The 24,258-nt window shown below is 69.9% G+C and carries 20 protein-coding genes, 1 tRNA gene and 1 pseudogene; 17 read left to right on the top strand and 5 right to left on the bottom strand.

Features of this window, described 5'->3' with window-relative positions:
• Positions 1 to 46 precede the first annotated feature (46 nt).
• From B0I32_RS60960 to B0I32_RS17780, 3 genes are all read left to right on the top strand, one after another.
• Positions 47 to 1,018, top strand: a complete 972-nt coding sequence (locus B0I32_RS60960) for a C40 family peptidase (protein WP_106240418.1) — start codon at positions 47 to 49, stop codon at positions 1,016 to 1,018.
• A gap of 877 nt (positions 1,019 to 1,895) precedes the next feature.
• Positions 1,896 to 2,798 carry a 4-(cytidine 5'-diphospho)-2-C-methyl-D-erythritol kinase gene (locus B0I32_RS17775; RefSeq protein ID WP_106240420.1) on the top strand — a complete coding sequence of 301 codons (903 nt, stop codon included), beginning with the start codon at positions 1,896 to 1,898 and terminating at the stop codon, positions 2,796 to 2,798.
• A gap of 286 nt (positions 2,799 to 3,084) precedes the next feature.
• The gene (locus B0I32_RS17780) at positions 3,085 to 4,938 is read left to right on the top strand and encodes an ABC-F family ATP-binding cassette domain-containing protein (RefSeq protein ID WP_106240422.1); all 1,854 of its coding nucleotides are present in this window, start codon (positions 3,085 to 3,087) and stop codon (positions 4,936 to 4,938) included.
• 2 nt (positions 4,939 to 4,940) lie between these two features.
• Here B0I32_RS17780 and B0I32_RS17785 read toward each other — a convergent pair whose 3' ends face one another.
• A complete protein-coding gene (locus B0I32_RS17785) occupies positions 4,941 to 5,486 on the bottom strand; it encodes a MarR family winged helix-turn-helix transcriptional regulator (protein WP_106240424.1) in 546 nt (181 codons plus the stop codon).
• Positions 5,487 to 5,543: 57 nt separating this feature from the next.
• On the opposite strand from B0I32_RS17785, the gene B0I32_RS17790 reads away from it, so the two are divergent.
• The 3 genes from B0I32_RS17790 to B0I32_RS17800 are packed head-to-tail and all read left to right on the top strand — an operon-like array spanning position 5,544 to position 8,201.
• Positions 5,544 to 6,314: a trans-aconitate 2-methyltransferase gene (locus tag B0I32_RS17790; RefSeq protein WP_245955880.1), complete on the top strand. Its 771-nt coding sequence runs from the start codon at positions 5,544 to 5,546 to the stop codon at positions 6,312 to 6,314.
• A gap of 7 nt (positions 6,315 to 6,321) precedes the next feature.
• Positions 6,322 to 6,669, top strand: a complete 348-nt coding sequence (locus B0I32_RS17795) for a VOC family protein (RefSeq protein WP_106240427.1) — start codon at positions 6,322 to 6,324, stop codon at positions 6,667 to 6,669.
• Between the two features lie 53 nt (positions 6,670 to 6,722).
• The gene (locus tag B0I32_RS17800) at positions 6,723 to 8,201 is read left to right on the top strand and encodes a CYTH and CHAD domain-containing protein (RefSeq protein WP_106240430.1); all 1,479 of its coding nucleotides are present in this window, start codon (positions 6,723 to 6,725) and stop codon (positions 8,199 to 8,201) included.
• Between the two features lie 49 nt (positions 8,202 to 8,250).
• Here B0I32_RS17800 and B0I32_RS17805 read toward each other — a convergent pair whose 3' ends face one another.
• From B0I32_RS17805 to B0I32_RS17825, 4 genes are all read right to left on the bottom strand, one after another.
• Positions 8,251 to 9,093 (bottom strand): NUDIX hydrolase, encoded by an 843-nt coding sequence (locus B0I32_RS17805; protein ID WP_106240433.1) that lies wholly within the window; start codon positions 9,091 to 9,093, stop codon positions 8,251 to 8,253.
• Positions 9,094 to 9,315: 222 nt separating this feature from the next.
• Positions 9,316 to 11,376, bottom strand: a complete 2,061-nt coding sequence (locus B0I32_RS17815; protein WP_106240438.1) for an RNA degradosome polyphosphate kinase — start codon at positions 11,374 to 11,376, stop codon at positions 9,316 to 9,318.
• Between the two features lie 118 nt (positions 11,377 to 11,494).
• Positions 11,495 to 12,448 (bottom strand): TetR/AcrR family transcriptional regulator, encoded by a 954-nt coding sequence (locus B0I32_RS17820; protein ID WP_106240441.1) that lies wholly within the window; start codon positions 12,446 to 12,448, stop codon positions 11,495 to 11,497.
• A gap of 46 nt (positions 12,449 to 12,494) precedes the next feature.
• Positions 12,495 to 13,433: an acyl-CoA desaturase gene (locus B0I32_RS17825; protein WP_106240444.1), complete on the bottom strand. Its 939-nt coding sequence runs from the start codon at positions 13,431 to 13,433 to the stop codon at positions 12,495 to 12,497.
• Between the two features lie 299 nt (positions 13,434 to 13,732).
• On the opposite strand from B0I32_RS17825, the gene B0I32_RS17830 reads away from it, so the two are divergent.
• The 11 genes and pseudogenes from B0I32_RS17830 to B0I32_RS17880 all read left to right on the top strand — a co-directional run bounded on the left by B0I32_RS17830 (position 13,733) and on the right by B0I32_RS17880 (position 24,201).
• Positions 13,733 to 13,804: transfer RNA gene (locus B0I32_RS17830), tRNA-Gln, on the top strand.
• 125 nt (positions 13,805 to 13,929) lie between these two features.
• The gene (gene glmU, locus B0I32_RS17835) at positions 13,930 to 15,378 is read left to right on the top strand and encodes a bifunctional UDP-N-acetylglucosamine diphosphorylase/glucosamine-1-phosphate N-acetyltransferase GlmU (RefSeq protein ID WP_106240447.1); all 1,449 of its coding nucleotides are present in this window, start codon (positions 13,930 to 13,932) and stop codon (positions 15,376 to 15,378) included.
• Positions 15,375 to 16,352: a ribose-phosphate diphosphokinase gene (locus B0I32_RS17840; RefSeq protein ID WP_106240449.1), complete on the top strand. Its 978-nt coding sequence runs from the start codon at positions 15,375 to 15,377 to the stop codon at positions 16,350 to 16,352. Before glmU ends, B0I32_RS17840 begins: the two co-directional genes overlap by 4 nt.
• 97 nt (positions 16,353 to 16,449) lie before the next feature.
• Entirely contained in the window at positions 16,450 to 17,061 is a 612-nt protein-coding gene (locus B0I32_RS17845; RefSeq protein ID WP_106240452.1) for a 50S ribosomal protein L25/general stress protein Ctc, read from the top strand.
• Between the two features lie 67 nt (positions 17,062 to 17,128).
• A complete protein-coding gene (gene pth, locus B0I32_RS17850; protein WP_106240454.1) occupies positions 17,129 to 17,713 on the top strand; it encodes an aminoacyl-tRNA hydrolase in 585 nt (194 codons plus the stop codon).
• A gap of 108 nt (positions 17,714 to 17,821) precedes the next feature.
• Positions 17,822 to 19,261, top strand: a complete 1,440-nt coding sequence (locus B0I32_RS17855) for a sugar transferase (protein ID WP_106240456.1) — start codon at positions 17,822 to 17,824, stop codon at positions 19,259 to 19,261.
• Positions 19,261 to 20,040, top strand: coding sequence for a 3'(2'),5'-bisphosphate nucleotidase CysQ (locus B0I32_RS17860; protein ID WP_181307509.1), 780 nt, complete (start codon positions 19,261 to 19,263; stop codon positions 20,038 to 20,040). The genes B0I32_RS17855 and B0I32_RS17860 overlap by 1 nt, the downstream gene beginning before the upstream one ends.
• A gap of 20 nt (positions 20,041 to 20,060) precedes the next feature.
• Complete coding sequence (gene cysD, locus B0I32_RS17865) at positions 20,061 to 20,975, top strand: sulfate adenylyltransferase subunit CysD (RefSeq protein ID WP_106240460.1); 915 nt, start codon at positions 20,061 to 20,063, stop codon at positions 20,973 to 20,975.
• Positions 20,923 to 22,293, top strand: a pseudogene (cysN, locus tag B0I32_RS17870) (sulfate adenylyltransferase subunit CysN); the annotation flags it as partial. The gene cysD and the pseudogene cysN, both read left to right, overlap by 53 nt.
• A 91-nt stretch (positions 22,294 to 22,384) precedes the next feature.
• A complete protein-coding gene (locus tag B0I32_RS17875; RefSeq protein ID WP_245955881.1) occupies positions 22,385 to 23,278 on the top strand; it encodes a sulfotransferase family protein in 894 nt (297 codons plus the stop codon).
• The gene (locus B0I32_RS17880; RefSeq protein ID WP_106240466.1) at positions 23,275 to 24,201 is read left to right on the top strand and encodes a glycosyltransferase family 2 protein; all 927 of its coding nucleotides are present in this window, start codon (positions 23,275 to 23,277) and stop codon (positions 24,199 to 24,201) included. Before B0I32_RS17875 ends, B0I32_RS17880 begins: the two co-directional genes overlap by 4 nt.
• The last annotated feature ends 57 nt before the right edge of the window (positions 24,202 to 24,258 follow it).

Raw genomic sequence — 24,258 nt, forward strand, 5'->3', positions numbered from 1 at the left:
AATCCCCAGATCCTGGCCTCCCACCCCCGATGACCCGGAGGCCACCATGACCACCCGCATCACCTTCCTGCGGCTCGCCATCGGCGGAGCACTCCTCTCGGCACTCCTCACCACGCTGATCATCAACACCACCCCCGCCCAAGCCACCCCCGAAGCCCGATCCACCTCCGCCCACACTGCCGCCGCCCGAGCCGTCTCCACCGAAGCCGTCTTCAGCCAAGCAGCCGCCGCCCGATCTACCTCCGCCCAAGCCGCCGCTGCCCGCGTTGTGGCCACCCGAGCCGCTCCCGTCCAAGCCTCCACCCGCGCCACCTCTGCCCAACCCGCCCCCGATCCAGCCGCCGCTGCCCAAGCCATCTCCACCCGAGCAGCCCCCGTTCAGACGACCCCCGATCAGGCGACCTCAGACCAGGCAGCTCCAGAGCAGGTGACCCCCGGCCAGGCGACCCAAGACCAGGCTGCCCCAGAGCAGGTGCCCCCCGGCCAGACGGCCGCAGACCAGGCCACCCCAGACCAAGCCACCCCCGACCGAGTTGCCGCTGCCGGGGCCGTCGTCACCCTCCCCATCCCCTCGCCCGCCAGCAAGCTCCCCAAGCTCAAGGGCCCCCTCACAAGAGGCCAGATCGCCGCAGCGGCGGCCCTGACCCAACTGGGCGTCTCCTTCTCCTGGGGCGGAGGCTCAGCGAAGGGCCCGACCCTGGGGATAGGCAGAGGCGCCACCACCAGAGGCTTCGACTGCAGCGGCCTCACCCTCTACGCCTGGTCCAGAGCAGGCATACAACTGAGCCACCACACGTCCGCCCAGTTCCGCCAGGGCCGCAGGATCCCTCTCAGCGCCCGCCGCACAGGCGACCTGCTCTTCTTCGGCGGCAACCCCGGCGCCCCCACCCACGTGGCCCTGTTCCTTACCGGAACCCTCATGATCCACGCCCCCAAAACAGGCGACGTGGTCAGACGAGCCAACTTCAACACCCCCTACTTCCGCACCACCTACCGCGGCACCGTACGCCCAGGCTGACCCACCTACCCCCCGGTCGTCCCCGGCCAGCCGCCCCCACCACCACCGACGGCCCAGCCACCCACCCACGACCGCCCACGACCTCGCCCTCCATCGCCACTAACGGCCTCAACCTGGGACCCCGCATCCCCGCTACCCCGTGACCTCAACGTGAGCCCGCACCTCACCGCATCCGTTCACGATCTCGCCCTGAGCTCCTGCACGCCCGCAACCGTTCATGATCCCGCCCTATCCCGCACCAGCCCGCAGTCGCTCACGACCTCGTCTTGAGCCCGCACCACCGCCGCTGCTCATGAGCTCAACTGAGACCCGCGTCCCCGCCGCCCGTGGCCTCAATATGAGACCCCGCACCCCGCCGCAGCCGCCCACGACCTTCCCCTGAGCCCCCGTACACCGCTGCAGACGCTCACGATTTCGTCCTGCGGCTCGGCAACCCACCACAGCCGCCCACGGCCTCGCCATGAATCCCGCACCCCGCCGCAGCCGTCCACGACCTCGTCCTGTGCCCCGCGCCCCGCCGCCGCTGACCACGGCCTCAATCGGAGCCCCCGCAGCCCTCACCAACGACCACCCAACGAACTCGAACCGACCCCGTCCGATCACGTTCACCGCCCGAGGTGTGAGGTGCCACGGCTGCCACCTTCCGAAGAGACGAGGCCGCAGCTGAAACCCGCCGCCCCACCCCGACGACCGCTCAACGAACCCGACTCACCCTGGTTACTCGAGAGAACCGGCAAATGCCCACCAACTTGACTCTCTGTGTTGAGAAGTCGGTCGACCAGAGAGTCATATTCCCAGAACCGCATGTCAGGGCAGCGCGCCCCGATAACATCGAGTGTCCTTGACCCCGGCAAGTGATGAGAGTGGCAGAAGATCGATGAGTTCGGTGACCGTACGTGTGCCTGCGAAGGTCAACGTGCAGCTTTCTGTCGGCCCGCTCAGGGATGATGGCTACCACGACCTGGTCAACGTCTTCCACGCTGTGTCGATCTTCGATGAGGTCGTGGCGAAGGAGTCCGAGTCGATCACCGTTCAGGTGAACGGCAAGTGGTCCGACCAGGTGCCGACCGACGACAGCAACCTGGCCATCCGGGCCGCCCGCGCGCTCGCCAAACACGCGGGCCGCAGCTACGGCGCCGACCTGATCATCCAGAAGGGCATCCCGGTCGCGGGCGGAATGGCGGGCGGCAGTGCCGACGCCGCCGGCGCGCTGGTGGCGTGCAACGAGCTCTGGGGGCTGGGGCTGCCCTTCGAGGACCTGATGGAGATCGCCGGAGACCTCGGCAGCGACGTCCCGTTCTCCCTGCTCGGCGGTACGGCGGTCGGCACCGGCCGCGGCGAGCAGCTGACCGAGTTGCCCACCGGCGGCGTGTTCCACTGGGTGTTCGCGCTGGCGAACGGCGGCCTGTCCACGGCCAGCGTCTACGCCGAATGCGACCGCCTCAGGGAGGCATCCAAGGCCGAGGTCCCCTGGCCCCAGCTGAACGACTCCCTCATGGAGGCCCTCGGCACCGGCGACGCCTACGCCCTGGGCAGCCACCTGAGCAACGACCTCCAGACCGCCACCCTCAACCTCCGCCCCGAGCTGGCCCCCACCCTCGACTCGGGCCGCCAGCACGGAGCCCTGGGAGCGATCGTCTCCGGCTCCGGCCCCACCTGCGCCTTCCTGGCCATCGACGCGACTCACGCCCGCGACCTGGCCCACAGCCTGACCACCACCGGCGCCGCCCACACCGCCGTAGCCGCCCACGGCCCGGTCCAGGGCGCCACGTTGATCTGACCCCCACGATCCACAGGCAGGCCCAAAGCGACCTCGGGGCCTACCCGACAACTGCCGAGCTTGAGGAACAGGCAGCGAGCCCGGCCGCACTCAGCTGACGGGCCGATCCATCGAGCAAGGCCCACGGGCGGACGCGCTGCGGCTCGCCGCCAGCCGGGCTTCGCGGGCGGAACGGCTCGCCTCTCATGTTTCTGAGCAACTCGGCTCGCCTCTCATGTCTCGGAGCGGAACGGCTCCGGTCCGCGCGTACCGAGGTCCCCCGGGCCGCCGATACCCTGGGAAGGCCATGAATCTGGTCAACCTTGAGTCGGTCTCCCACGCTTACGGGCCCAAGCCTCTCCTCAGTGACGTCTCCCTCGGCGTGGAAGCCGGGGAGCGCATCGGCGTGGTCGGGCGCAACGGCGGCGGCAAGACGACCCTGCTGTCGGTCATCGCGGGAGCCCTGCGTCCCGACAGCGGTCGTGTCACCCACAACCGGGGCCTGCGGGTCGGGTTCCTGTCCCAGCGGGACGACCTCGACCCCGGCGTTCCGGTACGCGAGATCGTCCTGGGCGACCTGGCCGAGCACGAGTGGGCGGGAGATCAGCGCGTACGCGAGATCCTGGCCAACCTGATCGGCGACCTCGATCTCGACGCCAGGGCCGCGGACCTGTCGGGCGGCGAGCGCAGGCGTACGGCGCTGGCCCGCCTGCTCATCGACGACCACGACCTGATCATGCTCGACGAGCCCACCAACCACCTCGACATCGAGGCCATTGCATGGCTGGCCGGCCACCTGGCGGGCCGGAAGAGCGCGCTGGTCGTGGTGACGCACGACCGGTGGTTCCTCGACGCCGTCTCCATGCGCACGTGGGAGGTCGTGGACGGGCGGGTCGAGCGGTACGAGGGCGGATACGCCGCCTACGTGCTGGCCAAGGCCGAGCGGGCCCGGATCGCCCAGGCCGCGGAAGAGCGCCGGCAGAATCTCATGCGCAAGGAGATCGCCTGGCTGCGGCGCGGCCCGCCCGCCCGTACGTCCAAGCCGAAGTTCCGCATCGACGCCGCCCAGGCGCTGATCGCGAACGAGCCGCCGGCCCGTGAGACCGTGGAGCTGATGCGGTTCGCGGCGGCCAGGCTCGGCAAGACCGTCTACGACCTCGAAGACGTCACCCTGCACGCGGGCGGTCCCGGCACCGGGCCGCTGGTGCTCGACCACCTCACGTGGCAGTTCGGCCCGGGGGACCGGATCGGGCTGATCGGCGTCAACGGCTCCGGCAAGTCGTCCTTGCTGCGGCTGCTCGCCGACACGATCAAGCCCGACTCGGGCCGCGTGACCAGGGGCAAGACCGTCCGCCTTGCGCACCTGTCGCAGGAACTGGCCGAGGTCGACCCGACCCGGCGCGTGCTGGAGTCGGTCGAGGAGGTGCGCAAGTACCTCCAGCTCGGCAAGCGCGAGTGGACCGCGTCGCAGCTGCTCGAACGGCTCGGCTTCAAGGGCGAGGCGCAGTGGAAGGTGGTCGGCGACCTCTCGGGTGGTGAGCGGCGGCGGCTGCAACTGCTGCGGCTGCTCATGGACGACCCCAACGTCCTGCTGCTCGACGAGCCCACCAACGACCTCGACATCGAGACGCTCAACGAGCTCGAAGACCTGCTGGACGGCTGGCCCGGCACGCTGATCCTGGTGAGCCACGACCGCTACTTCCTGGAGCGGGTGACCGACCGCAGCGTGGCGCTGCTCGGCGACGGCAAGCTGTCGCTGCTGCCCGGCGGGGTGGACGAATACCTCGAACGGCGCGCGGCGGGCACGGCCGTCACCGCGCGCCTTGGCGCCGCCGCCACGACCGGCGCCGCGCCGTCCGGCCGCATCGGCGCCATCACCGAAGCGGCCACCGCACCGGCCGGGCCGCCGGCCTCCGCCGCCGGCCAGGCCGGCGGGCTCTCCGCCAAGGAGGAACGCGAGCTCCGCAAAGAGCTCAACCGCCTCGAACGCCAGCTCGACAAGCTGGGCGACCAGGAGTCCCGGCTGCACGCCGCCATGGCGGACGCGGCCAGCGACTACGCCAAGCTCGGCTCACTGGACGCCCAGCTGCGCGAGATCAAGGCCCAGAAGGACACGGTCGAGGCTGAGTGGCTTGAGGTGGCCGACCGCCTGGGCGACTGACGTCACTCGCTGTGATCGTGGCCCCGTCCGGGGCGGTGTGGGTCGGGTGGGGAGTCGAACGGGGTGAGGAGGGTGCGCAGGAGTGAGGCGAGGGTCCGCCGGTCCTCGTCCCCCAGCCCCGACAGCAGCTCCCGCTCCCTGCGCAGCAGGTCCGCGAACGCGGCGTCCACCCGTCCCAGCCCCGTGTCCGTCAGCGACACCAGCACCCCACGCCGGTCCTCGGGGTCGGGCCGGCGCCGGACCAGCCCGGCCGCGGCGAGGCGGTCGATGCGGTTGGTCATCGTCCCGGAGGTCACCAATGTGGCCCGCAGCAGGGCGCCGGGGCTGAGCTCGTAGGGTTTTCCGGCCCGGCGCAGCGCCGTCAGCACGTCGAACTCCCACGGCTCCAGATCGTGTTCGGCGAACGCCGCCCGCCGCGCCCGGTCGAGATGCCGGGCGAGTCGTGACACTCTGGAGAGCACCTGGAGCGGCTCGACGTCGAGGTCGGGGCGCTCGGCGCGCCAGGCCGCGACAAGGCGATCGACCTCGTCTCTAGCATCCTCCGTCATGACACAAGAGTGTACTGTCTTGACATCGAGATATCTCTCTCGATATCAATTATCTTCATGTCAAGAGATATCTGGGACCCGGTCACGTACGCCGTCTTCGCGGACGAGCGTTCGCGGCCGTTCATCGAACTGATCTCCAGAGTGGGGGCCGTCGAGCCCGATTATGTCGTGGACGCGGGCTGCGGCAGTGGCGAACTCACCGTCGAGCTGGCCGGTCGCTGGCCGAGGGCGACGATCGAGGGCTTCGACTCGTCCCCGGCGATGATCACGAAGGCCCGCCGGCTGGAGTCGAACGTCAGGTTCGCGGTCGCCGACGTGACCACGTGGCGCCCCGACCGGCCCGTGGACGTGATCGTGTCCAACGCCGTGCTGCAGTGGGTGCCCGAACACCGTTCCGTGCTGGAGCACTGGATCGAGGAGCTGGCCCCGGGCGGCTGGCTGGCGTTCCAGGTGCCCGGCAACTTCGACGCCCCGAGCCACGTCGCGATCCGCGAGCTGTGCGGCTCGCGGGCCTGGTCCGACAAGCTCGGCGACTACACCAGGGGCAATCCCGTGGAGGAGCCACTGGAATACCTCGACCTGCTCAACCAGGGGGGTTCGCAGGTGGACGCGTGGGAGACCACGTACGTGCACGTGCTGCAGGGCGAGGACCCGGTGCTCGGCTGGGTCTCCGGCACGGCCCTGCGCCCGATCCTGGACCGCCTCGATCCGGACGAACGGCGCCGCTTCAAGCGCGATCTGGCCAAGCCGCTCGCCGAGGTGTATCCGGCCAAGAGTTACGGCACGCCCTTCCCGTTCCGGAGAATCTTCGTGGTCGTCCAGAAATGAGCGGAACATGATCCAGGCACTGCACCACGTCCAGCTCGCCGCGCCGCGCGGCAGCGAGCCGCTGCTGCGGGAGTTCTACGCGGGTCTGCTCGGCCTGCGCGAGGTGCCCAAGCCGCCCGACCTGGCCGGACGCGGCGGCGCCTGGTTCCGGGGCGACGGCGTGGAGGTGCATCTCGGCATCGAGGACGACTTCCGGCCGGCCCGCAAGGCGCACCCGGCGTTCGTGGTGGACGACCTTGACGCCTATATCGCGAAATTTCCGGACTCGGTGGCTGATGAGCTGGTCCCGGGCTGGCGGAGGATTTACGTCTCCGATCCGGTGGGCAACAGAATCGAGCTGCTGCAACTGGTGTGAGGGTCACCGCCCGGTGGCATTATTGTCCGAAATCTGACTTTTTGCGAGGTGCGGTGGGCATCGAGATCGAGGACAAGTTCGACGTCTCTCCGGAGTTCACGCTGCCGGACCTGAGCGGTCTGGGCGATGTCGTCGGCCCGAAGAGCCACCAGCTCGTGGCCCTCTACTTCGACACCCCTGACCTGCGGCTGGCCGCCCGGGGCATCACGCTGCGGCGCAGGCGGGGCGGCGACGACGCGGGCTGGCACCTGAAGCTGCCCAAGGCCAAGGGCGTGCGCCAGGAGATCCACCACCCCCTCACCCGCAGCACCAAGATCGTCCCCGCCGAGCTGGCCGAACTCGTCCGTGCCTACACCCGGGGCGCCGAGCTGCGGCTGGTCGCCGAGCTCGACACCCGCAGGAACGTGACCGTCCTGCTCGACGGCGACACCCGGCTGCTGGAGGTGGCCGACGACCGGGTCAAGGGCACCGTGTACGGCGCGGAGACCACGATCGTCCGGTGGCGCGAGGTCGAGGCGGAGTTGCTCGAAGGCGGCACCGGCAAGCTGCTGGCCAAGGTGGGCAAGCGCCTGCGGAAGGCCGGGGCCGTACCGTCGCAGGCCACCAGCAAGCTCGCCAAACTCCTCGAACCCGCACCACCGCCCACCGCCCCCACCGAACCGGGCACGGCGGGCGCGGTCGTCGTCGCCTACCTGGCGACGCAGGTGAACGCCCTGCTCACGCAGGACCCACGGGTGCGCAGGGCCGAGGACGACGCGGTGCACCAGATGCGCGTGGCCTCGCGCAGGCTGCGCAGCGCGCTCAAGGCGTTCAAGAAGATCGTGACCGGCACCGACCACCTCCAGGACGAGCTGCGCCGGCTCGGCGCGGTGCTCGGCGAGGCGCGTGACCTGGAGGTGATCAGGGCCAGGTTCGCCGAGCTGCTCGACGGGCTGGCGCCCGAGCTGGTCACGGGTCCCATCGGCGCCCGGCTCGGCGCCGATCTGCACGAGCGCGAGCAGGAGGCGTACGGCCGCATCAGGGAGGAACTCAACGGCGACCGCTACTACCGGCTGCTCGACGCGCTCGACGAGCTTGTGTCGGCCCCGGCCTTGGGCAAGGCCGCGGCCAGGCCCGCACAGGACGAGCTGCGCGCCGTCGCCGTGGCCGGCTGGGAGCGGGTGACGAAGCGGTACGAAGCCGCCCAGGCCATCGACGACCCCGACCGCCGCGCCCTCGCCATGCACGACGTCCGCAAGGCCGCCAAACGCGCCCGCTACACCGCAGAAGCCCTCAAACCCAGCATCAGCGGCGGCATGGGCAAGCTGGCCAAGCTGGCCGAGCGCGTCCAGGAGATCCTGGGCGTCCACCAGGACGGCGTGGTCGCGCAGGAGACCCTGCTCGGGGAGGCGGAGCGGGCGCGGCGCGCGGGCGAGGACACGTTCACGTACGGCCTGCTCATCGGCATCGAACGCGGCCACGCCGAACGCGCCGACGCCGAGTTCCCGGACATCTGGGCCGAGACGGCGAAAGCAGCCGCCAAGATCCTCTGAGGGTGCCGCTGATCGGCCCTGGTCGGCGGTGACAGCCAAGGAGGACGGGTCAGGTTTCGTAGCGTTCTACGCTGACGATCTGGCCGCCGGCACGGTGCAGGACGGCGAAGGCGCCCTTGCGCAGGTGCACCTCCGTGCCGGTCAGTGTCTCGATCACGGCAGGCAGCACCTTGCCGTGACTGCACACGGCCGCCGGGCCGGCGAGGCTGCCGACTAGGGCGGGGGTTGCTTGCGGGTCCTGGTTCTCCTCGCTGAGCAGGGGATCGGTCATGAGCGGGGTTTCGATGGCGTTCGCGTACGGCAGCAGCGTTTGGACGCAGCGCAGGCTGGGGGAGCTCAGCAGGGTCTCGGGGCGGTAGGCGGGCAGGGCCGTGGCCAGGGTCGCCGCCTGGGAGAGACCGTCGGCGTCCAGCGGGCGCAGGGCGTCTTCGTCCTGCCACTCGCTTCTGGAGCCGGCTGTGCCGTGGCGGACGAGGATCAGGGGGACGGTCGCCAGGGGTGCGGCCCGTAGCGCGTGCAGCAGTCCGGCGTCCCATTCGTACGTCAGCAGCCGCCTGGCCTCCTCCACCGGCAGCCAGCGCAGCTCGTCCACCTCCTCGCCCGGCGAGAACCCGGCGTCGGCGACCGCCTGCGCCACCCAGTAGTCGACCCGCTTGAGCCGGCCCATGCTCATGTAGTGGACCGGCGGCAGCGCGCGGCCGAGCAGGACGGTCAGGCCGGTCTCCTCGCGGACCTCGCGCAGGGCGGCGGCGATCTCGTGCTCTCCCGCCTTGAGCTTGCCCTTGGGGAGGGTCCAGTCGTCGTAGGCGGGCCGGTGGATGACGGCCACCTCGGGGCGGCTCTGCTCACCCCTCCAGATCACGGCTCCGGCGGCCCGGAGCGGGTCGGTCATCAACGGTCGCCCTCGTCACGGCCGCCGTCGGTCCTCCAGGTCACGGCTCCGGCGGCCCGGAACAGACCAGTCCTCCAGGCCACGGTCCCGGCGGCCCGGAACAGACCAGTCCTCCAGGCCACGGTCCCGGCGGCCCGGAACGGACCAGTCCTCCAGGCGATGGTCCCGGCGGCCCGGAACAGATCGGTCCTCCAGGGCACGGTTCCGGTGGCGCGGAGCGGGTCAGTCGTCAACGGTTCTCCAGCGGCGGGTGCCGATGAGGTGGCTCTGCAGGTCCTCGCCGGGGTGGCGGTTCCAGGTGCCGTCGGAGTTGAGCCACCACGCGTTGGTGCTCTCGGCCATGGCCAGGTCCATCAGCTCGATCAGGTACGCCTTGTGCTGCTGCGCCGTGACCTTGACCAGGGCTTCGACGCGGCGGTCCAGGTTGCGGCGCATCAGGTCGGCGCTGCCGATCCAGACCTCCGGGCGGCGGCCGAGGCCGAACTCGTAGACGCGGGAGTGTTCGAGGAAGCGCCCCAGGATCGACCGTACGCGCACCGTTTCCGACAAGTCGGGAATGCCTGGACGGAGGGTGCAGATGCCGCGTACCCACAGATCCACCGGGACGCCCGCCCGGGAGGCCCGGTAGAGAGCGTCGATGATCGGCTCGTCCACCAGCGAGTTCGTCTTGATCCTGATCCGCGCCGGACGCCCGGCCCGCTGGTGGGTGATCTCCCGCTCGATCCTGGCCAGCAGCCCGCCGCGCATGGAGTGGGGCGCGACCAGCAGGCGGCGGTAGGCGGAGTGGTGGGAGTAGCCGGTCAGGTGGATGAACAGGTCGGTCACGTCCTCGCCGACCAGCGGATCGGCGGTGAGCAGGCCGAAGTCCTCGTACTGGCGGGCGGTCTTGGGGTTGTAGTTGCCGGTGCCGATGTGGCAGTAGCGGCGCAGCTCGCCCGAGGGCTCCTGGCGGACGACGAGGGCGAGCTTGCAGTGGGTCTTGAGCCCGACCACGCCGTAGACGACGTGACAGCCGGCCCGCTCCAGCTTGCGGGCCCAGGTGATGTTGGCCCGCTCGTCGAAGCGGGCCTTGATCTCGACGACGACCACGACCTGCTTGCCGGCCTCCGCCGCGTCGACCAGCGCGTCCACGATGGGGGAGTCGCCGCTGGTGCGGTAGAGGGTGTGCTTGATCGCCAGGACGCGCGGGTCGGCCGCGGCGGCCTCGATGAAGTGCTGGACGCTGGTGGCGAACGAGTCGTACGGGTGGTGCAGCAGCACGTCGCGCTCGCGCAGGATGGAGAAGACGTCGTCCTCGGCGTTGATCACCTCGGCCGGCACGAACGGCCGGTAGCTCAGCTCGCCCCGGTCGAGGTCGGCGATGGCGTGCAGGCCCGACAGATCGAGCGGTCCCGGCAGCCGGTAGATCTCGTGCGTGGCCAGCTCCAGCTCCTCCACCAGCGGCGCGAGCACCTCGGGAGTGATCGTGTCCTCGACCTCCAGCCGCACGGGCGGGCCGAAGCGCCGCTTCAGCAGCTCCTTCTCCAGGGCCTGCATGAGGTTCTCGGTGACGTCCTCGTCCACGTCGAGGTCCTCGTTCCTGGTGACGCGGAAGACGTGGTGCTGGAGGATCTCCATGCCCTTGAAGAGCTGTCCGAGATGAGCGGCGATGACGTCTTCGAGCGGGACGAAGCGGTCCTTGGACGCCGGGACGAACCGGGGGAGCTGCGAGGGCACCTTGACCCGGGCGAAGACCGTGTGGTCGGTGGCCGGGTTGCGCACGAGGACGGCCAGATTCAGGCTGAGCCCGGAGATGTAGGGAAAGGGGTGGGCGGGGTCGACGGCCAGGGGCGTCAGCACGGGCCTGATCCGCTCCCTGAACAGTTTGCGCAGCTCCGTGCGCTCCTCGCGGCCCAGCTCGTCCCAACGGACGACCTCGATGCCCTCGGCGGCCAGCTCGGGGGAGATCCGCTGGTGGAAGGCGGCCGCGTGCCGTCTGGCCAGCCGGTCGGCGACGGTCGCGATCCTGACCAGCTCTTCGCGGGGCTTGAGCCCGCTCCTGGTCCGCAGCAGCAGGCCGGTCGCCATGCGCCGTTTCAGCCCGGCCACCCTGACCCGGAAGAACTCGTCCAGGTTGCTGGCGAAGATGGCGAGGAAGCGCACCCGTTCGAGAAGCGGGAGCGAGGGGTCCTCGGCCAGGTCGAGCACCCGTTCGTTGAACTGGAGCCAGCTCTCCTCGCGGTTGAGGAACCGCTCCTGTGGCAGGGGCAGGTCGTTGGCAGCTCCGACCGGTTCTGCGGACATATGGCGTATATTGCCCCGTTTGGTTGAACAGAACGTTAACGTAGCCGCAACGGCTCAACCTGGAAGGTCGGCCCAGCTCAACCCCATCGTCACCCCGTGTGCCCCGCCTGTTCAAGGCTCACTCAGGATGATCTACCTGTTCGAGACGGGCGGCCCGTTCGGCCAGCCTGGCCTCCCGCTGGCGGATCTTCTCCTCCCGCTCACGGGCCTTCTCAGCCTCCTTGAGCAGCCGCTCGCGCTCCTTCAGCTCGCGCACCCTGGCCTTCTCGGCCTCCTTGAGCTCACGCTGGCGCTGCTTCTCCGCCTCCTTGAACTCCTTCTCCCTGGCCTTCTCGAACTCGCGCAGCTCCTTCTCACCGCCAGCCCGATCACCGCCGATCCGATCGCTGCCGGCCCGCTCGCCGCCGGCGACGCGCGGCTTGGGCGGCTGGCCCTGGCTGCGGCTCGTGACGGTGATCGACGGATGCGGGTTGAGCCCGGTCAGGCCGTTCCAGGCCAGGTTGACCAGATGGGCGGCGACCTCCTCACGGCCGGGCTTGCGCACGTCGAGCCACCACTGGCCGGTCAGCGCCACCATGCCGACCAGCATCTGGGCGTACATCGGGGCCAGCTTGGGGTCGTAGCCGCGGCCCGCGAACTCGTCGGCCAGCACGTCCTCCACCTGGCTGGCGATCTCGCTGATCAGGCTCGCGAACGAGCCCGTGCCGGAGGCGGCGTGGGAGTCGCGGACCAGGATGCGGAAGCCCTCGCTGCTCTCCTCGATGTAGCGGAGCAGGGCCATGGCGGCCCGTTCCAGCTTGATCAGGGCGTGGGAGGCAGAGAGGGCTTCAGTGATCATGCCGAGCAGCTTCTGCATCTCGCGGTCGACGACGACCGCGTAGACGCCTTCCTTACCACCGAAATGTTCGTACACCACGGGCTTCGACACCTGTGCGGTGGCGGCGATCTCCTCGATAGAGGTCCCGTCGAACCCCTTCTCGGCGAAGAGCGTGCGGCCGATGCTGATCAGCTGCTCTCTTCGCTCTGCGCCGGACATGCGTCTGCGGGATCGGGGTTCGGTCACGGTACCCATAATGACGGCCACGGATCCGTGGCCGCTCATCGGATCATGGGCAGGGTCAGGCAACGCGCTTCGCCGCCAGCCGCTCGGGCGTCGGCCAGCGGACGTCGTACACCCAGCCCAGCTTCTCGAAGATCCTGATCAGACCGGCGCTCAGGTCGATCTGGCCCTTGAGCACGCCGTGCCTGGCGCAGGTCGGGTCGGAGTGGTGCAGGTTGTGCCACGACTCGCCGAAGGAGGGGATGGCCAGCCACCACACGTTGCGCGACTTGTCGCGGACCTGGAAGTCCTCCTCGCCGAAGACGTGGCAGATCGAGTTGATCGACCAGGTCACGTGGTGCAGCAGGCCGATGCGGACGATGGAGCCCCAGAACAGCGCGGTCAGGCCGCCCTGCCAGGACCAGGTGAGCAGCAGGCCGAGCACGCCGGGCAGCAGGATCGAGGTGAGCGCCATGGCGCCGAACCACTTGTGCATCTTCAGCACGTCCTCGTCCTTGCACAGGTCGGGGGCGTACTTCTCCCTGTTGGTCCGCTCGCTCTCGAACAGCCAGCCCATGTGGGCGTAGAGCAGGCCCTTGGCCATGTTCTTGAAACCAGGGCCGAAGCGCCACGGCGAGTGCGGGTCGCCCTCCTTGTCGGAGAACTTGTGGTGCTTGCGGTGCGTGGCCACCCAGTCGAGCACGGACATCTCCAGCGACAGGGTGCCGGCGATGCCCAGCGCGATCTTCAGCGGCCGCTTGGCCTTGAACGAGCCGTGCGTGAAGTAGCGGTGCAGCCCCACCGTGACGCCGAGCCCGGAGACCACGTAGAAGACGAAGGCGATGGCGATGTCCGTCCAGCCGAGCCCCCATCCCCACGCGAACGGCACGGCCGCCACGAGCGCGACGATGGGCAGCCCGACGACCAGTCCGAAGATGATGAGCTCGGACTTGGACTTCGGTTCTGATTCGAACTCCGGCTTCGGGGAAGGGGCTGAACGCTCGGCGATAACGGTCACTGGCGACCTCCAACGACGTGTATGTGGTTTATGTCCAGGCTACGCCACCGTAACCTACGCCAGCGTAAGTTAGGAAGACCTAAGTTGGGAATGTCGGGAAGATGACGGCGCTTCCGGCAAGGTGCGTGGGGATCGTGGCTTGCGTCGTTTCGGACGGTCTGTTATAAGGACGTCCGCTCCGAAACCCCTGCTATCAGGGCTGTTACGCCGACGGCCGCGGGCAGGAGGTCATATACGGGCGCGCGCCAGGCCGCGGGGTCGGTATCGTAGGGGGTGTCGGACATCACGTGTTCGGCCCGTCCCGGATCGTCTAATCGGCAGGACAAGTGGTTTTGGTCCACTTTGTAGGGGTTCGAGTCCTCTTCCGGGAGCTCTGAGGTGTTCCCCCCGCGAAATCTCCGGGGTGAGGCCAGGTATCCTCACGGTGTCGGGAGGGTAGCGGTGCGGTAGACGTACCGCACAGCCCTGATCCTTCCAGCCACAGGAGCCTCAGTCCGTGAGTGTGCCGCGCCCGGCAGCCGTGATCGTCCTCGCCGCGGGCGAGGGCACCCGGATGAAGAGCCAGACCCCGAAAGTCCTGCACGAGGTGTGCGGCCGAGCACTGGTCGACCACATGCTCTCCGCCGCCCGCGACCTCGACCCCGAGCGGCTCATCGTGGTCATCGGCCACGCCCTTGAGCAGGTCGGCGGCCATCTCGCCGCCAACAGCCCCGACGCCCGCGCGGTCGTCCAGCGCGAGCAGCGCGGCACCGGCCACGCCGTCCGCACCGTGCTCGAAGAGGTCGGCACGATCTCCGGCACCGTCCTCGTCACCTACGGCGACGTGCCGCTCCTGCGCACCCAGACCCTGGCCGGCCTGCTCGAACGGCACGCCGCCGAGGGCAACGCGGTCACCGTGCTGACGGCTGAGGTGCCCGACCCGACCGGCTACGGGCGGATCATCCGCGACGACGCCGGCGCGGTCCTGGAGATCGTCGAGGAGAAGGACGCCGATCCGGAGCAGCGCGCCGTCAAGGAGATGAACTCCGGCATCTACGCCTTCGACGGCCTCCTGCTCGCCGACGCCGTCAAGCGCGTGTCCACCGACAACGCCCAGGGCGAGGAATACCTCACCGACGTGCTGTCCATCCTGCGCCGCGACGGCCACCGGGTCGGCGCCTGCGTGGCCGCCGACTTCGTCGAGGTCGAGGGCGTCAACGACCGCGTGCAGCTGGCCGCCGTCCGCAAGGTGCTCAACCGGCGCCTGCTGGAGGCCCACATGCGGGCCGGCGTCACGATCATCGACCCCGACACCACCTGGATCGACGTCGGGGTGAAGATCGGCCCCGACGCGGTCGTCCACCCCGCCACCCAGCTCCACGGCGCCACGGTCATCGAGTCCGGCGCCGAGGTCGGCCCCGGCACCACGCTGACCGACACGTTCGTCGGGGAGGGCGCCGTGGTCCGCAACGCGGTCTGCGACCACGCCGAGATCGGCCCAGAGGCCAACGTCGGTCCCTACGCCTACCTGCGCCCCGGCACCGTGCTGGGACACCGGTCCAAGGCCGGGACGTTCGTCGAGATGAAGAACACCAAGGTCGGCCAGCGCTCCAAGGTGCCGCACCTGTCCTACGCCGGAGACGCCACCATCGGCGACGACGTCAACATCGGCGCCTCCACGGTCTTCGTCAACTACGACGGGGTCGACAAGAATCACACCACCGTGCGCGACGGCGCGTTCGTCGGCTGCGACACCATGCTGGTCGCGCCGGTGACCGTCGGCGACGGCGCCTACACGGCGGCGGGCTCGACCATCACCGACGACGTCCCCCCGGGCGCCATCGGCGTGGCCCGCGCACGGCAGCGCAACATCGAGAAGTGGGTCGTGCGCAGGCGCGCGGGCACGAAGTCGGCCGCGGCCGCCGAGCGGGCGCTGGCCGGGCAAGATCAGGAGAAAGAGCAGTGACCAGCATCAAGCAGCCCGGCGAGAAGAACCTCATGCTCTTCTCCGGCCGGGCCCACCCAGAGCTGGCCGATGAGGTCGCCGAGCACGTCGGCGTCTCACTCACCCCCACCAAACTCATCGACTTCGCCAACGGCGAGATCTACGCCCGCTATCTGGAGTCCGTACGCGGCTGCGACGCGTTCGTCATCCAGAGCCACACCGGGCCGATCAACAAGTGGATCATGGAACAGCTCATCATGGTCGACGCGCTCAAGCGGGCCTCCGCCAAGCGCATCACCGTGGTCATGCCGTTCTTCGGCTACGCCCGCCAGGACAAGAAGGGCCGCGGCCGCGAGCCCATCACGGCCCGGCTGATGGCCGACCTGTTCAAGACCGCGGGCGCCGACCGGCTCATGTCGATCGACCTGCACACCTCCCAGATCCAGGGCTTCTTCGACGGCCCGGTCGACCACCTGTTCGCCATGCCGGTGCTGGAGAGCTACCTCAAGAACAAGCTCGACCTGGAGAACACCACGGTCGTCTCGCCCGACACCGGCCGGGTGCGCCTGTCGGAGCGCTGGGCCGACACACTGGGCACGCCGCTGGCGTTCATCCACAAGCGCCGCGACCTCGACGTGGCCAACTCGGTCAAGGTCAGCGAGGTCGTCGGCAAGGTACGCGGCCGCACCTGCGTCCTCATCGACGACATGATCGACACCGCCGGCACCATCTGCAAGGCCGCCGACGCCCTCTACGAGCAGGGCGCCACCAACGTCATCGTGGCCGCCACCCACGCGGTCTTCTCCGACCCGGCCGTCGACCGGCTGAAGAACTCCCGCATCTCCGAGGTCATCGTCACCAACACGCTGCCGCTGCCCGAGAGCGCCAGGTTCGACAAGCTCACCGTACTGTCCATCGCGCCGCTCATCGCCCGCGCGATCACCGAGGTGTTCCAGGACGGTTCGGTCACAAGCTTGTTCGAGGGCGACACCTGAGCCAGTAGACTGGAGAGGTTGCGCTCGTAACGCCTCCCGCTAGGGCGGGTCAGGGAGAGCGCCGCACCAGCCGCCTACCGCATCCCTAGGAGATGTCGTGTCTGAAGTTCGCATCGCCGCCGAGCCGCGCACCGCGTTCGGCAAGGGCGCCGCCCGCAAGATCCGCCGCGAAGACAAGGTGCCCGCCGTTCTCTACGGGCACGGCATCGACCCCAAGCACCTGACCCTGCCGGGCCACGAGGTGCTGCTCGCGCTGCGCACGCCCAACGTGCTGATCCGTCTCAAGGGTGAGGGCGTGGACGAGCTCGCGCTGCCCAAGGGCGTGCAGCGCGACCCGATCAAGGGCTTCGTCGAGCACGTCGACCTGCTCCTGGTCAGGAGCGGCGAGAAGGTCACGGTCGAGATCCCGGTCACCACGGTCGGCGACGTCAACCCCGAGGGCCTGCTCGACCAGCAGCTCGTCTCCATCGGCGTCGAGGCCGAGGCCACCCACATCCCGACCGGCGTCGAGGTCGACGTCGAGGGCCTCACGGTCGGCACCGTGGTCACCGCCGCCGACCTGCGCCTGCCGCAGGGCAGCACGCTGACCGCCGACCCCGAGACCGTGATCCTCCAGGTCATCAACAAGCCGATCGAGGCCGCCGAGGAGACCGAGGAGGCCGCCGAGGGCGCCGCCGAGGGCGAGACCGCGCAGGCCGACAGCGAGTAAGCGACGATTCGATTCGTGAACGGGGCGGCCGGACTCGAGCCGTCCCGTTCCGCTGTGAGGGGAGCGCATGGACCGCTGGTTGATCGCCGGACTGGGTAACCCAGGGCCCGAATACGCGGGCAACCGGCACAACGCCGGCTTCATGGTGCTGGACGAGCTGGCCGCGAGGGCCGGCGGGCGGCTGAAGGCGCACAAGAGCCGGGCCGAGGTGTGCGAGACGAGCGCCGCCGTCCTGGCCAAGCCCCTGACGTACATGAACCTGTCCGGCGGCCCCGTCAAGGCGCTCTGCGACTTCTACAAGATCGGCCCCGAGCGGCTGATCGTCGTCCACGACGAGCTCGACGTGCCCTACGGCGCGCTGCGGGCCAAGCTGGGCGGCGGCGACAACGGCCACAACGGCCTCAAGTCGATCACCAAGGTCCTCGGCACCCGCGACTATCTGCGCGTCCGCTTCGGCATCGGGCGCCCGCCCGGCCGGATGGATCCGGCCTCCTTCGTGCTCAGAGACTTCGCCACCATGGAGCGCAAGGACCTGCCCTTCCTGGTCGACCGGGCCGCCGACGTGGTGGAGTCGCTGATGGCCCGCGGTCTGGAGACGACGCAGAACGACTTCCACCGGGCTGATCTGCACATATCCGGCCCTCCTCGCTGATCCCCGCATAGAGCCGTTCGCTGGTTCGTGGCCTTCCAGGCGGCTACGATCTGTGACTGTCCGTGCGGGAATGGTCACCTGGAGGCAGGCGTGCGCGGTGATGGCGTCATGGCCGTCGTCAGGACGGGTCATGAACTCGGCTGGGGAGACCGGCCGCGCACGCTCGCCTGGGTCCGCTCCTACCGGCTGATGGCCGTGGCGGGAGACCTGTGCGGGGCGGCGATCGGGGCCGGAGCCGCCTTCACCGTCAGGTTCGGCGGGATCACCCCTTATGTGCTGCCGTACCTGCTGGTCAGCATGGTGCTGCCCGGGGTGTGGTGCTGCGCGGTGGCGCTCAACCGGGCGTACGAGCCGCGCATGCTCGGCGTCGGCTCCGAGGAGTTCCGCCGCATCGTGCAGACCGGCGTGGCGCTGGTCGCCGGCACGGCCATCGGCTCCTACGTGACCAAGACCGACGTCGCCCGCGGCTACGTCGTGCTGGCCCTGCCCCTGGTCACGCTGTTCACCCTCGTCCTCAGGTACGCCCTGCGCCGCTCGCTGCACCGCCGCCGGGCCGCGGGCGCCTGCATGCGCAAGGTGGTCGCGGCCGGTCACGAGTCCTCGATCGAGGAGCTGATCCGGCTCTTCCGCCGCGAACACCACCACGGCATGGACGTGGTGGCCGCCTGCCTGCCCGGCGGGCACCCCGGCCAGCGGGTGGCGGACGTCCCGGTCGCGGGCGACCTCACCGACGTGCCGATCGTGGTGGAGCAGTACGACGCCGACACCGTGGCCGTGCTGGCCTGCCCCGAGATGGACGGCCAGGCGCTGCGCCGGCTGGCCTGGCGGCTGGAGCGCACCCGCACCGAGCTGGTCGTCGCCCCGGCGCTGATGGACGTGGCCGGGCCGCGCACCATGATCAGGCCCATCGCCGGCATGCCGCTGCTGCACGTCGATCATCCCGAGCTGGCCGGGGTCAGGCAGCTGGTCAAGAACGTCTTCGACCGGCTGGTGGCCGCCGTCCTGCTGGTGCTGCTGTCCCCGGCACTGGCCGGGCTGGCCGCGGCCGTGCGCCTGACCAGCCCGGGGCCGGCGCTGTTCCGGCAGACCCGGGTGGGCAGGGACGGGCGGCTGTTCACGATCGTGAAGTTCCGTACGATGCGGCGCGGCTCGGAGCAGCAGAAGGTGACCCTGGTTAGCGACCGCGACGGGCTGCTGTTCAAGCTGCGCAACGACCCGCGGGTCACCCCGCTCGGCTCGCTGATGCGCCGCCATTCTCTCGACGAGCTGCCCCAGCTGCTCAACGTGGTACGCGGCCACATGTCGCTCGTGGGCCCCCGGCCGCCGCTGCCGGAGGAGGTGGCACGCTACGGTGACGACGTGCGTAGACGACTCCTCGTACGCCCTGGGCTGACCGGGCTGTGGCAGGTCAGTGGGAGATCTGACCTATCTTGGGAGGAATCCGTACGTCTGGACCTGCGTTACGTGGAGAACTGGTCCCTCACCCTGGACCTACAGATCCTGTGGAAGACTTGGTCGGCCGTCGCCCGCGGGCAAGGAGCATATTGATGACGATTCGCGACGACCACGCCCTCGCCGCCGATCTGGCGAACGAGGCGGGCGAGCGGCTGCTGCGGATCCGCGAGCGCACGGGCTACGACGACCCGGCCGCGCTGCGGGCGGAGGGCGACCGCGCCTCCCACGTCTACCTCATGGAGTCCCTCGGCCGGCTGCGGCCCTCCGACAGCGTGCTGTCGGAGGAGGCCACCCGCGAGGAGCGGCTCGACCCGCGCCGGCTGAGCGCCGACCGGGTGTGGATCGTCGATCCCCTGGACGGCACACGCGAGTTCTCCGAGCGGCTGGACGATCAGGCGGGAAGAGCCGACTGGGCGGTCCACGTGGCGCTGTGGGAGCGGGGCAGGCTGGCCGCCGGCGCCGTGGCCCTGCCCGCGCAGGGCCGCACCCTGACCACCGCCGAGCCGCCGAAGCCGCCCGCCTTCGAGAAGGGCCGCTTCCGCATCGCCGTGAGCCGCACCAGGCCACCCGAGTTCGTGCGCAAGCTGGCCTACCTGCTCGGGGCCGACCTCGTGCCGATCGGCTCGGCCGGCGCGAAGATCTCGGCCGTGCTCACCGGGGAGGTCGAGGCGTACGTACACGCCGGTGGCCAGTACGAGTGGGATTCGGCCGCGCCGGTCGCCGTCGCCCAGGCCGCCGGCGTTCACGCGAGCCGGATCGACGGCTCCGAGCTGACCTACAACCAAGCCGACCCATCACTACCGGATATCCTGGTTTCCCTACCGGAGCTGGCGACATCCCTGCTCGCCGGCATCCGGGACCTGCACCGCTGAACCGCCGGAGGAAAGCTCCCATGCTCCAGCGCGACTACACGACGTCGCAGCTCGACGTGCTCGAAGCAGAGGCCATCCACATCATGCGCGAAGTGGCGGCCGAGTTCGAGCGTCCGTGTCTGCTCTTCTCCGGAGGCAAGGACTCGATCGTGATGCTCCGCATCGCGGAGAAGGCCTTCTGGCCCGCGCCGATCCCGTTCCCGCTCATGCACGTCGACACCGGCCACAACTTCGACGAGGTCATCGAGTTCCGCGACCGCCGCTCGGCGGAGCTGGGCGCGCGGCTGATCGTGGCCAGCGTGCAGGAGTCCATCGACCAGGGCCGGGTGGTGGAGGACACCGGGCGGCGCGCCTCGCGCAACCGCCTGCAGACCACCACGCTGCTCGACGCGATCGAGGAGCACGAGTTCGACGCGGTGTTCGGCGGCGCTCGGCGCGACGAGGAGAAGGCCAGGGCCAAGGAGCGGGTGTTCTCCTTCCGCGACGACTTCGGGCAGTGGGATCCGAAGAACCAGCGCCCCGAGCTGTGGAACCTCTACAACTCCCGCATCCGCAAGGGCGAGCACATCCGCGTCTTCCCGCTGTCCAACTGGACCGAGCTCGACGTCTGGGACTACATCAGGCGCGAGGGCATCGAGATCCCCTCCATCTACTTCGCCCACACCCGCAAGGTCTTCGAGCGCGACGGCATGCTGCTGCCCGACTCCGACGTCGTGCGCCGCGGCGACGACGAGGCGCTGTTCGAGTCGGTGGTGCGCTACCGCACGGTGGGCGACATGACCTGCACGGGCGCCGTGCAGTCCAGCGCCGGCACGGTGGAGGAGATCATCGAGGAGATCGCGGCCACCCGGATCACCGAGCGCGGGGCCACCAGGGCCGACGACCGCGCCTCCGAGGCCGCCATGGAGGACCGGAAACGCGAGGGCTACTTCTGATGGAACCGCCCGTACCAGTCGCTCAGACGGCGTCTACTTACGAAGGTCACAGCTAATGGACATCCTTCGCTTTGCCACGGCGGGAAGCGTCGACGACGGCAAGTCCACCCTCATCGGACGGTTGCTCTTCGACTCCAAGGCGATCTTCGAGGACCAGCTCGAAGCCGTCGAACGCACCTCGCGCGACCGGGGCACCGAATACACCGACCTGTCGCTGCTGACCGACGGCCTGCGGGCCGAGCGGGAGCAGGGCATCACGATCGACGTGGCCTACCGGTATTTCGCGACGCCGCGCCGCAAGTTCATCATCGCCGACACGCCCGGCCACATCCAGTACACGAGGAACATGGTCACCGGCGCCTCCACGGCCGACCTGGCGATCATCCTCATCGACGCGCGCAAGGGCGTTCTGGAGCAGTCGCGCAGGCACGCGTTCCTGACCTCGCTGCTGCGCGTCCCGCACCTCGTGCTGGCCGTCAACAAGATGGACCTGGTCGGCTACTCGCGTGAGCGCTTCGAGGAGATCAGGGAGGAGTTCACCGCGTTCGCGTCCAAGCTGAACGTCACCGACCTCACCTTCATCCCGATCTCCGCGCTCAACGGCGACAACGTGGTCTCCCGTTCGGAGAACATGCCCTGGTACCTCGGCACCTCGCTGCTGCACCACCTGGAGAACGTGCACATCGCCTCCGACCGCAACCTGGTCGACGTGCGCTTCCCCGTCCAGTACGTGATCCGCCCGCAGCGGGCCACCGACCACGCCTTCCACGACTACCGCGGCTACGCGGGCCAGGTGGCCGGCGGCGTGCTCAAGCCCGGCGACGAGGTCGTCCACCTGCCCTCGGGCCTGACCACGCGGATCGCCTCCATCGACACCTTCGACGGGCCGGTGGAGGAGGCGTTCCCGCCCATGTCGGTGACGCTGCGCTTCGAGGACGACCTCGACATCTCGCGCGGCGACATGATAGCCAGGCCCAACAACCAGCCCCAGGTCGCGCAGGAGTTGCAGGCGATGGTCTGCTGGATGGCCGACGGGGTCAAGCTGACGCCGCGCTCGAAGCTGACGATCAAGCACACCACCCGTACGGCCCGTGCCATGGTGCGTGACCTGCACTACCGGCTCGACGTCAACACCCTGCACAGGGACGAGGAGGCGACCTCGCTCGGGCTCAACGAGATCGGGCGCGTGTCGCTGCGGGTCACCCAGCCGATGTTCGTGGACGACTACGCCCGCAACCGGATGACCGGCGGTTTCATCCTCGTGGACGAGTCCACGAACGGCACGGTCGGCGCCGGCATGATCATGGACGCCAGCTGAGGTAGATCTTTTAGGGTTTTCTATACCTGACGATTACCCTGAGCGCTAGGGTCGTCGCGTTCCGTAGTTGACGACGCGAAGGCCCGGCTCCGTGACAGATCGCACGCCCGCCCAGGTGATCTTCCTGGGCGGTCTCGGCCGCAGCGGCACCACGCTGCTGGAGAGGCTCCTCGGCGAGCTTCCCGGCGTGGTGGCGCTCGGCGAGGTGGTGCACCTCTGGGAGCGCGGAGTCCTCGCGGAAGAGCTCTGCGGGTGCGGTGCGTCCTTCCTTTCGTGTCCATTTTGGCGCTTCGTGGGGGAGCGCGCCTTTGGTGGCTGGACGCGAGGGTCGGCAGAACGGATCCTGAAGTTGAGAGCCAGGATCGACCGCACCCGCAGAATCCCCCGGATCGGCCATCCCGACCTGGCCGAATACGTGCGGGCGTACCGGCTGCTCTACGACGCGACCGGCGCTCAGGTCGTCGTCGACTCCAGCAAGCACGCCTCGCTGGCCCGCTGCCTGATCGCCGGCGGCGTCGACCTGAAGATCGTGCACGTGGTGCGCGACCCGCGCGCGGTGGCCCACTCCTGGAGCAGGACCGTGCGGCGGCCCGAGGACGGGCGGCCGATGACCCGCTGGAGCCCGGCCCGCACCGCCGTCCACTGGACGGCCCAGAACGCCGCGCTCGAACTGCTGCCCATGCGCAGGGCGCGCGTGACCAGGATCCGGTACGAGGACCTGCTCGCCGCCCCCGCCGACACCCTGCGGGCGCTGGCGTTCCGGCTCGGGCTGCCCGAACCCGAGCTGCCCTTCCTGCACGGACGCACCGCCTGGCTCGGCCACTCCCACACCGCCTCGGGCAACCCGATGCGCTTCCACGTGGGGCGGATCGAGCTGCGCCGCGACGACTCGTGGCGGTCGGGGCTGGCCGCGGCGGACCGGCGGGTGGTCAGCGCCCTCACCTGGCCGCTCAGGGCGCGGTACGGATATCGGGGGGCGGCATGACGCCCTCGGTGGGGGTGGTCGTCCCGACTCGCGGCGACCGGCCCGGGCCGCTGCGGGAGGCCGTGGCGGCCGTGCTCGCCCAGGAGCACGCCGGGCGGCTCGACGTGGTCGTGGTGGCGGACGGCGTCAGCGCCCGGGAGGTGAGCCGGCAACTGGCCGGGCAAGTCGGCTTGCGAGAGGCTGGGCAGGCCGGCGGGTGGGAGGCCGTGCGCGTTCTGGCCAACACGCGTACCCCCGGGCTGCCCGGCGCGCGCAACACCGGGATCGACGCCTGTGACACCGACCTGATCGCCTTCTGCGATGACGATGACGTGTGGCTGCCCGGCAAGCTCGCCGCCCAGCTCCATGCCCTGCGCGACGGCGGCGAGTTCGCCAGTTGCGGCATCGAGGTGGAGCACCGCGGCCATCGGGTGCCCCGCCTCGCCGGCGCCTCCGTGGTGACCGCGGCCGACCTGATCCGGTCGCGGATGGTGATGGTGCACTCATCGACCTTTCTGTTCCGGCGTGGCGAGCTCCGGCCCGACGAGAGCGCCCCCGCCGGACAGAACGAAGACTGGGACCTGGCCCTACGCGCCGCCAAGCGGCGGCCGCTCGTCCACGCCGACCGACCCCTTGTGCTCGTGCGCTGGGCCGGGTCCCACTACGCCGCCCGATGGGCGGACCGTATCGCCGGGCTGGAGTGGATGCTCGCCCGGCATCCGGAACTGGCCGTGGACCCGTGCGGCGCGGCGCGGGTCTACGGTCAGCTCGCCTTCGGCCACGCCGCGCTCGGACGACGGCGCGCGGCCGTCCGCTGGGCCGCCCGCGCCTTCGCGGCCCGCCCCAGCGAACCGCGCGGCCCGATCGCGCTCGCGGTGGCGGCCGGGCTCGTCTCCGCGCCCAGGGTGCTCTCGGCCCTGCACAACCGCGGACACGGCATTTGACCCCGCCCCAAGGCGACACGCCGCGACAGGGATCCGGTGGTGGGCGGGTGGTCGTGG

The organism is Nonomuraea fuscirosea (assembly GCF_003001935.1).
GTDB classification, from domain to species: domain Bacteria; phylum Actinomycetota; class Actinomycetes; order Streptosporangiales; family Streptosporangiaceae; genus Nonomuraea; species Nonomuraea fuscirosea.

Bases quoted from the DNA above. Each gene is read 5' to 3' on its own strand.
- B0I32_RS60960 (WP_106240418.1), top strand. From the start codon at position 47: ATGACCACCCGCATCACCTTCCTGCGGCTCGCCATCGGCGGAGCACTC.
- B0I32_RS17775 (WP_106240420.1), top strand. From the start codon at position 1,896: ATGAGTTCGGTGACCGTACGTGTGCCTGCGAAGGTCAACGTGCAGCTT.
- B0I32_RS17780 (WP_106240422.1), top strand. From the start codon at position 3,085: ATGAATCTGGTCAACCTTGAGTCGGTCTCCCACGCTTACGGGCCCAAG.
- B0I32_RS17785 (WP_106240424.1), bottom strand. From the start codon at position 5,486: ATGACGGAGGATGCTAGAGACGAGGTCGATCGCCTTGTCGCGGCCTGG.
- B0I32_RS17790 (WP_245955880.1), top strand. From the start codon at position 5,544: ATGTCAAGAGATATCTGGGACCCGGTCACGTACGCCGTCTTCGCGGAC.
- B0I32_RS17795 (WP_106240427.1), top strand. From the start codon at position 6,322: ATGATCCAGGCACTGCACCACGTCCAGCTCGCCGCGCCGCGCGGCAGC.
- B0I32_RS17805 (WP_106240433.1), bottom strand. From the start codon at position 9,093: ATGACCGACCCGCTCCGGGCCGCCGGAGCCGTGATCTGGAGGGGTGAG.
- B0I32_RS17815 (WP_106240438.1), bottom strand. From the start codon at position 11,376: ATGTCCGCAGAACCGGTCGGAGCTGCCAACGACCTGCCCCTGCCACAG.
- B0I32_RS17820 (WP_106240441.1), bottom strand. From the start codon at position 12,448: ATGGGTACCGTGACCGAACCCCGATCCCGCAGACGCATGTCCGGCGCA.
- pth (WP_106240454.1), top strand. From the start codon at position 17,129: ATGGACCGCTGGTTGATCGCCGGACTGGGTAACCCAGGGCCCGAATAC.
- B0I32_RS17855 (WP_106240456.1), top strand. From the start codon at position 17,822: ATGGCCGTCGTCAGGACGGGTCATGAACTCGGCTGGGGAGACCGGCCG.
- B0I32_RS17860 (WP_181307509.1), top strand. From the start codon at position 19,261: ATGACGATTCGCGACGACCACGCCCTCGCCGCCGATCTGGCGAACGAG.
- cysD (WP_106240460.1), top strand. From the start codon at position 20,061: ATGCTCCAGCGCGACTACACGACGTCGCAGCTCGACGTGCTCGAAGCA.
- B0I32_RS17880 (WP_106240466.1), top strand. From the start codon at position 23,275: ATGACGCCCTCGGTGGGGGTGGTCGTCCCGACTCGCGGCGACCGGCCC.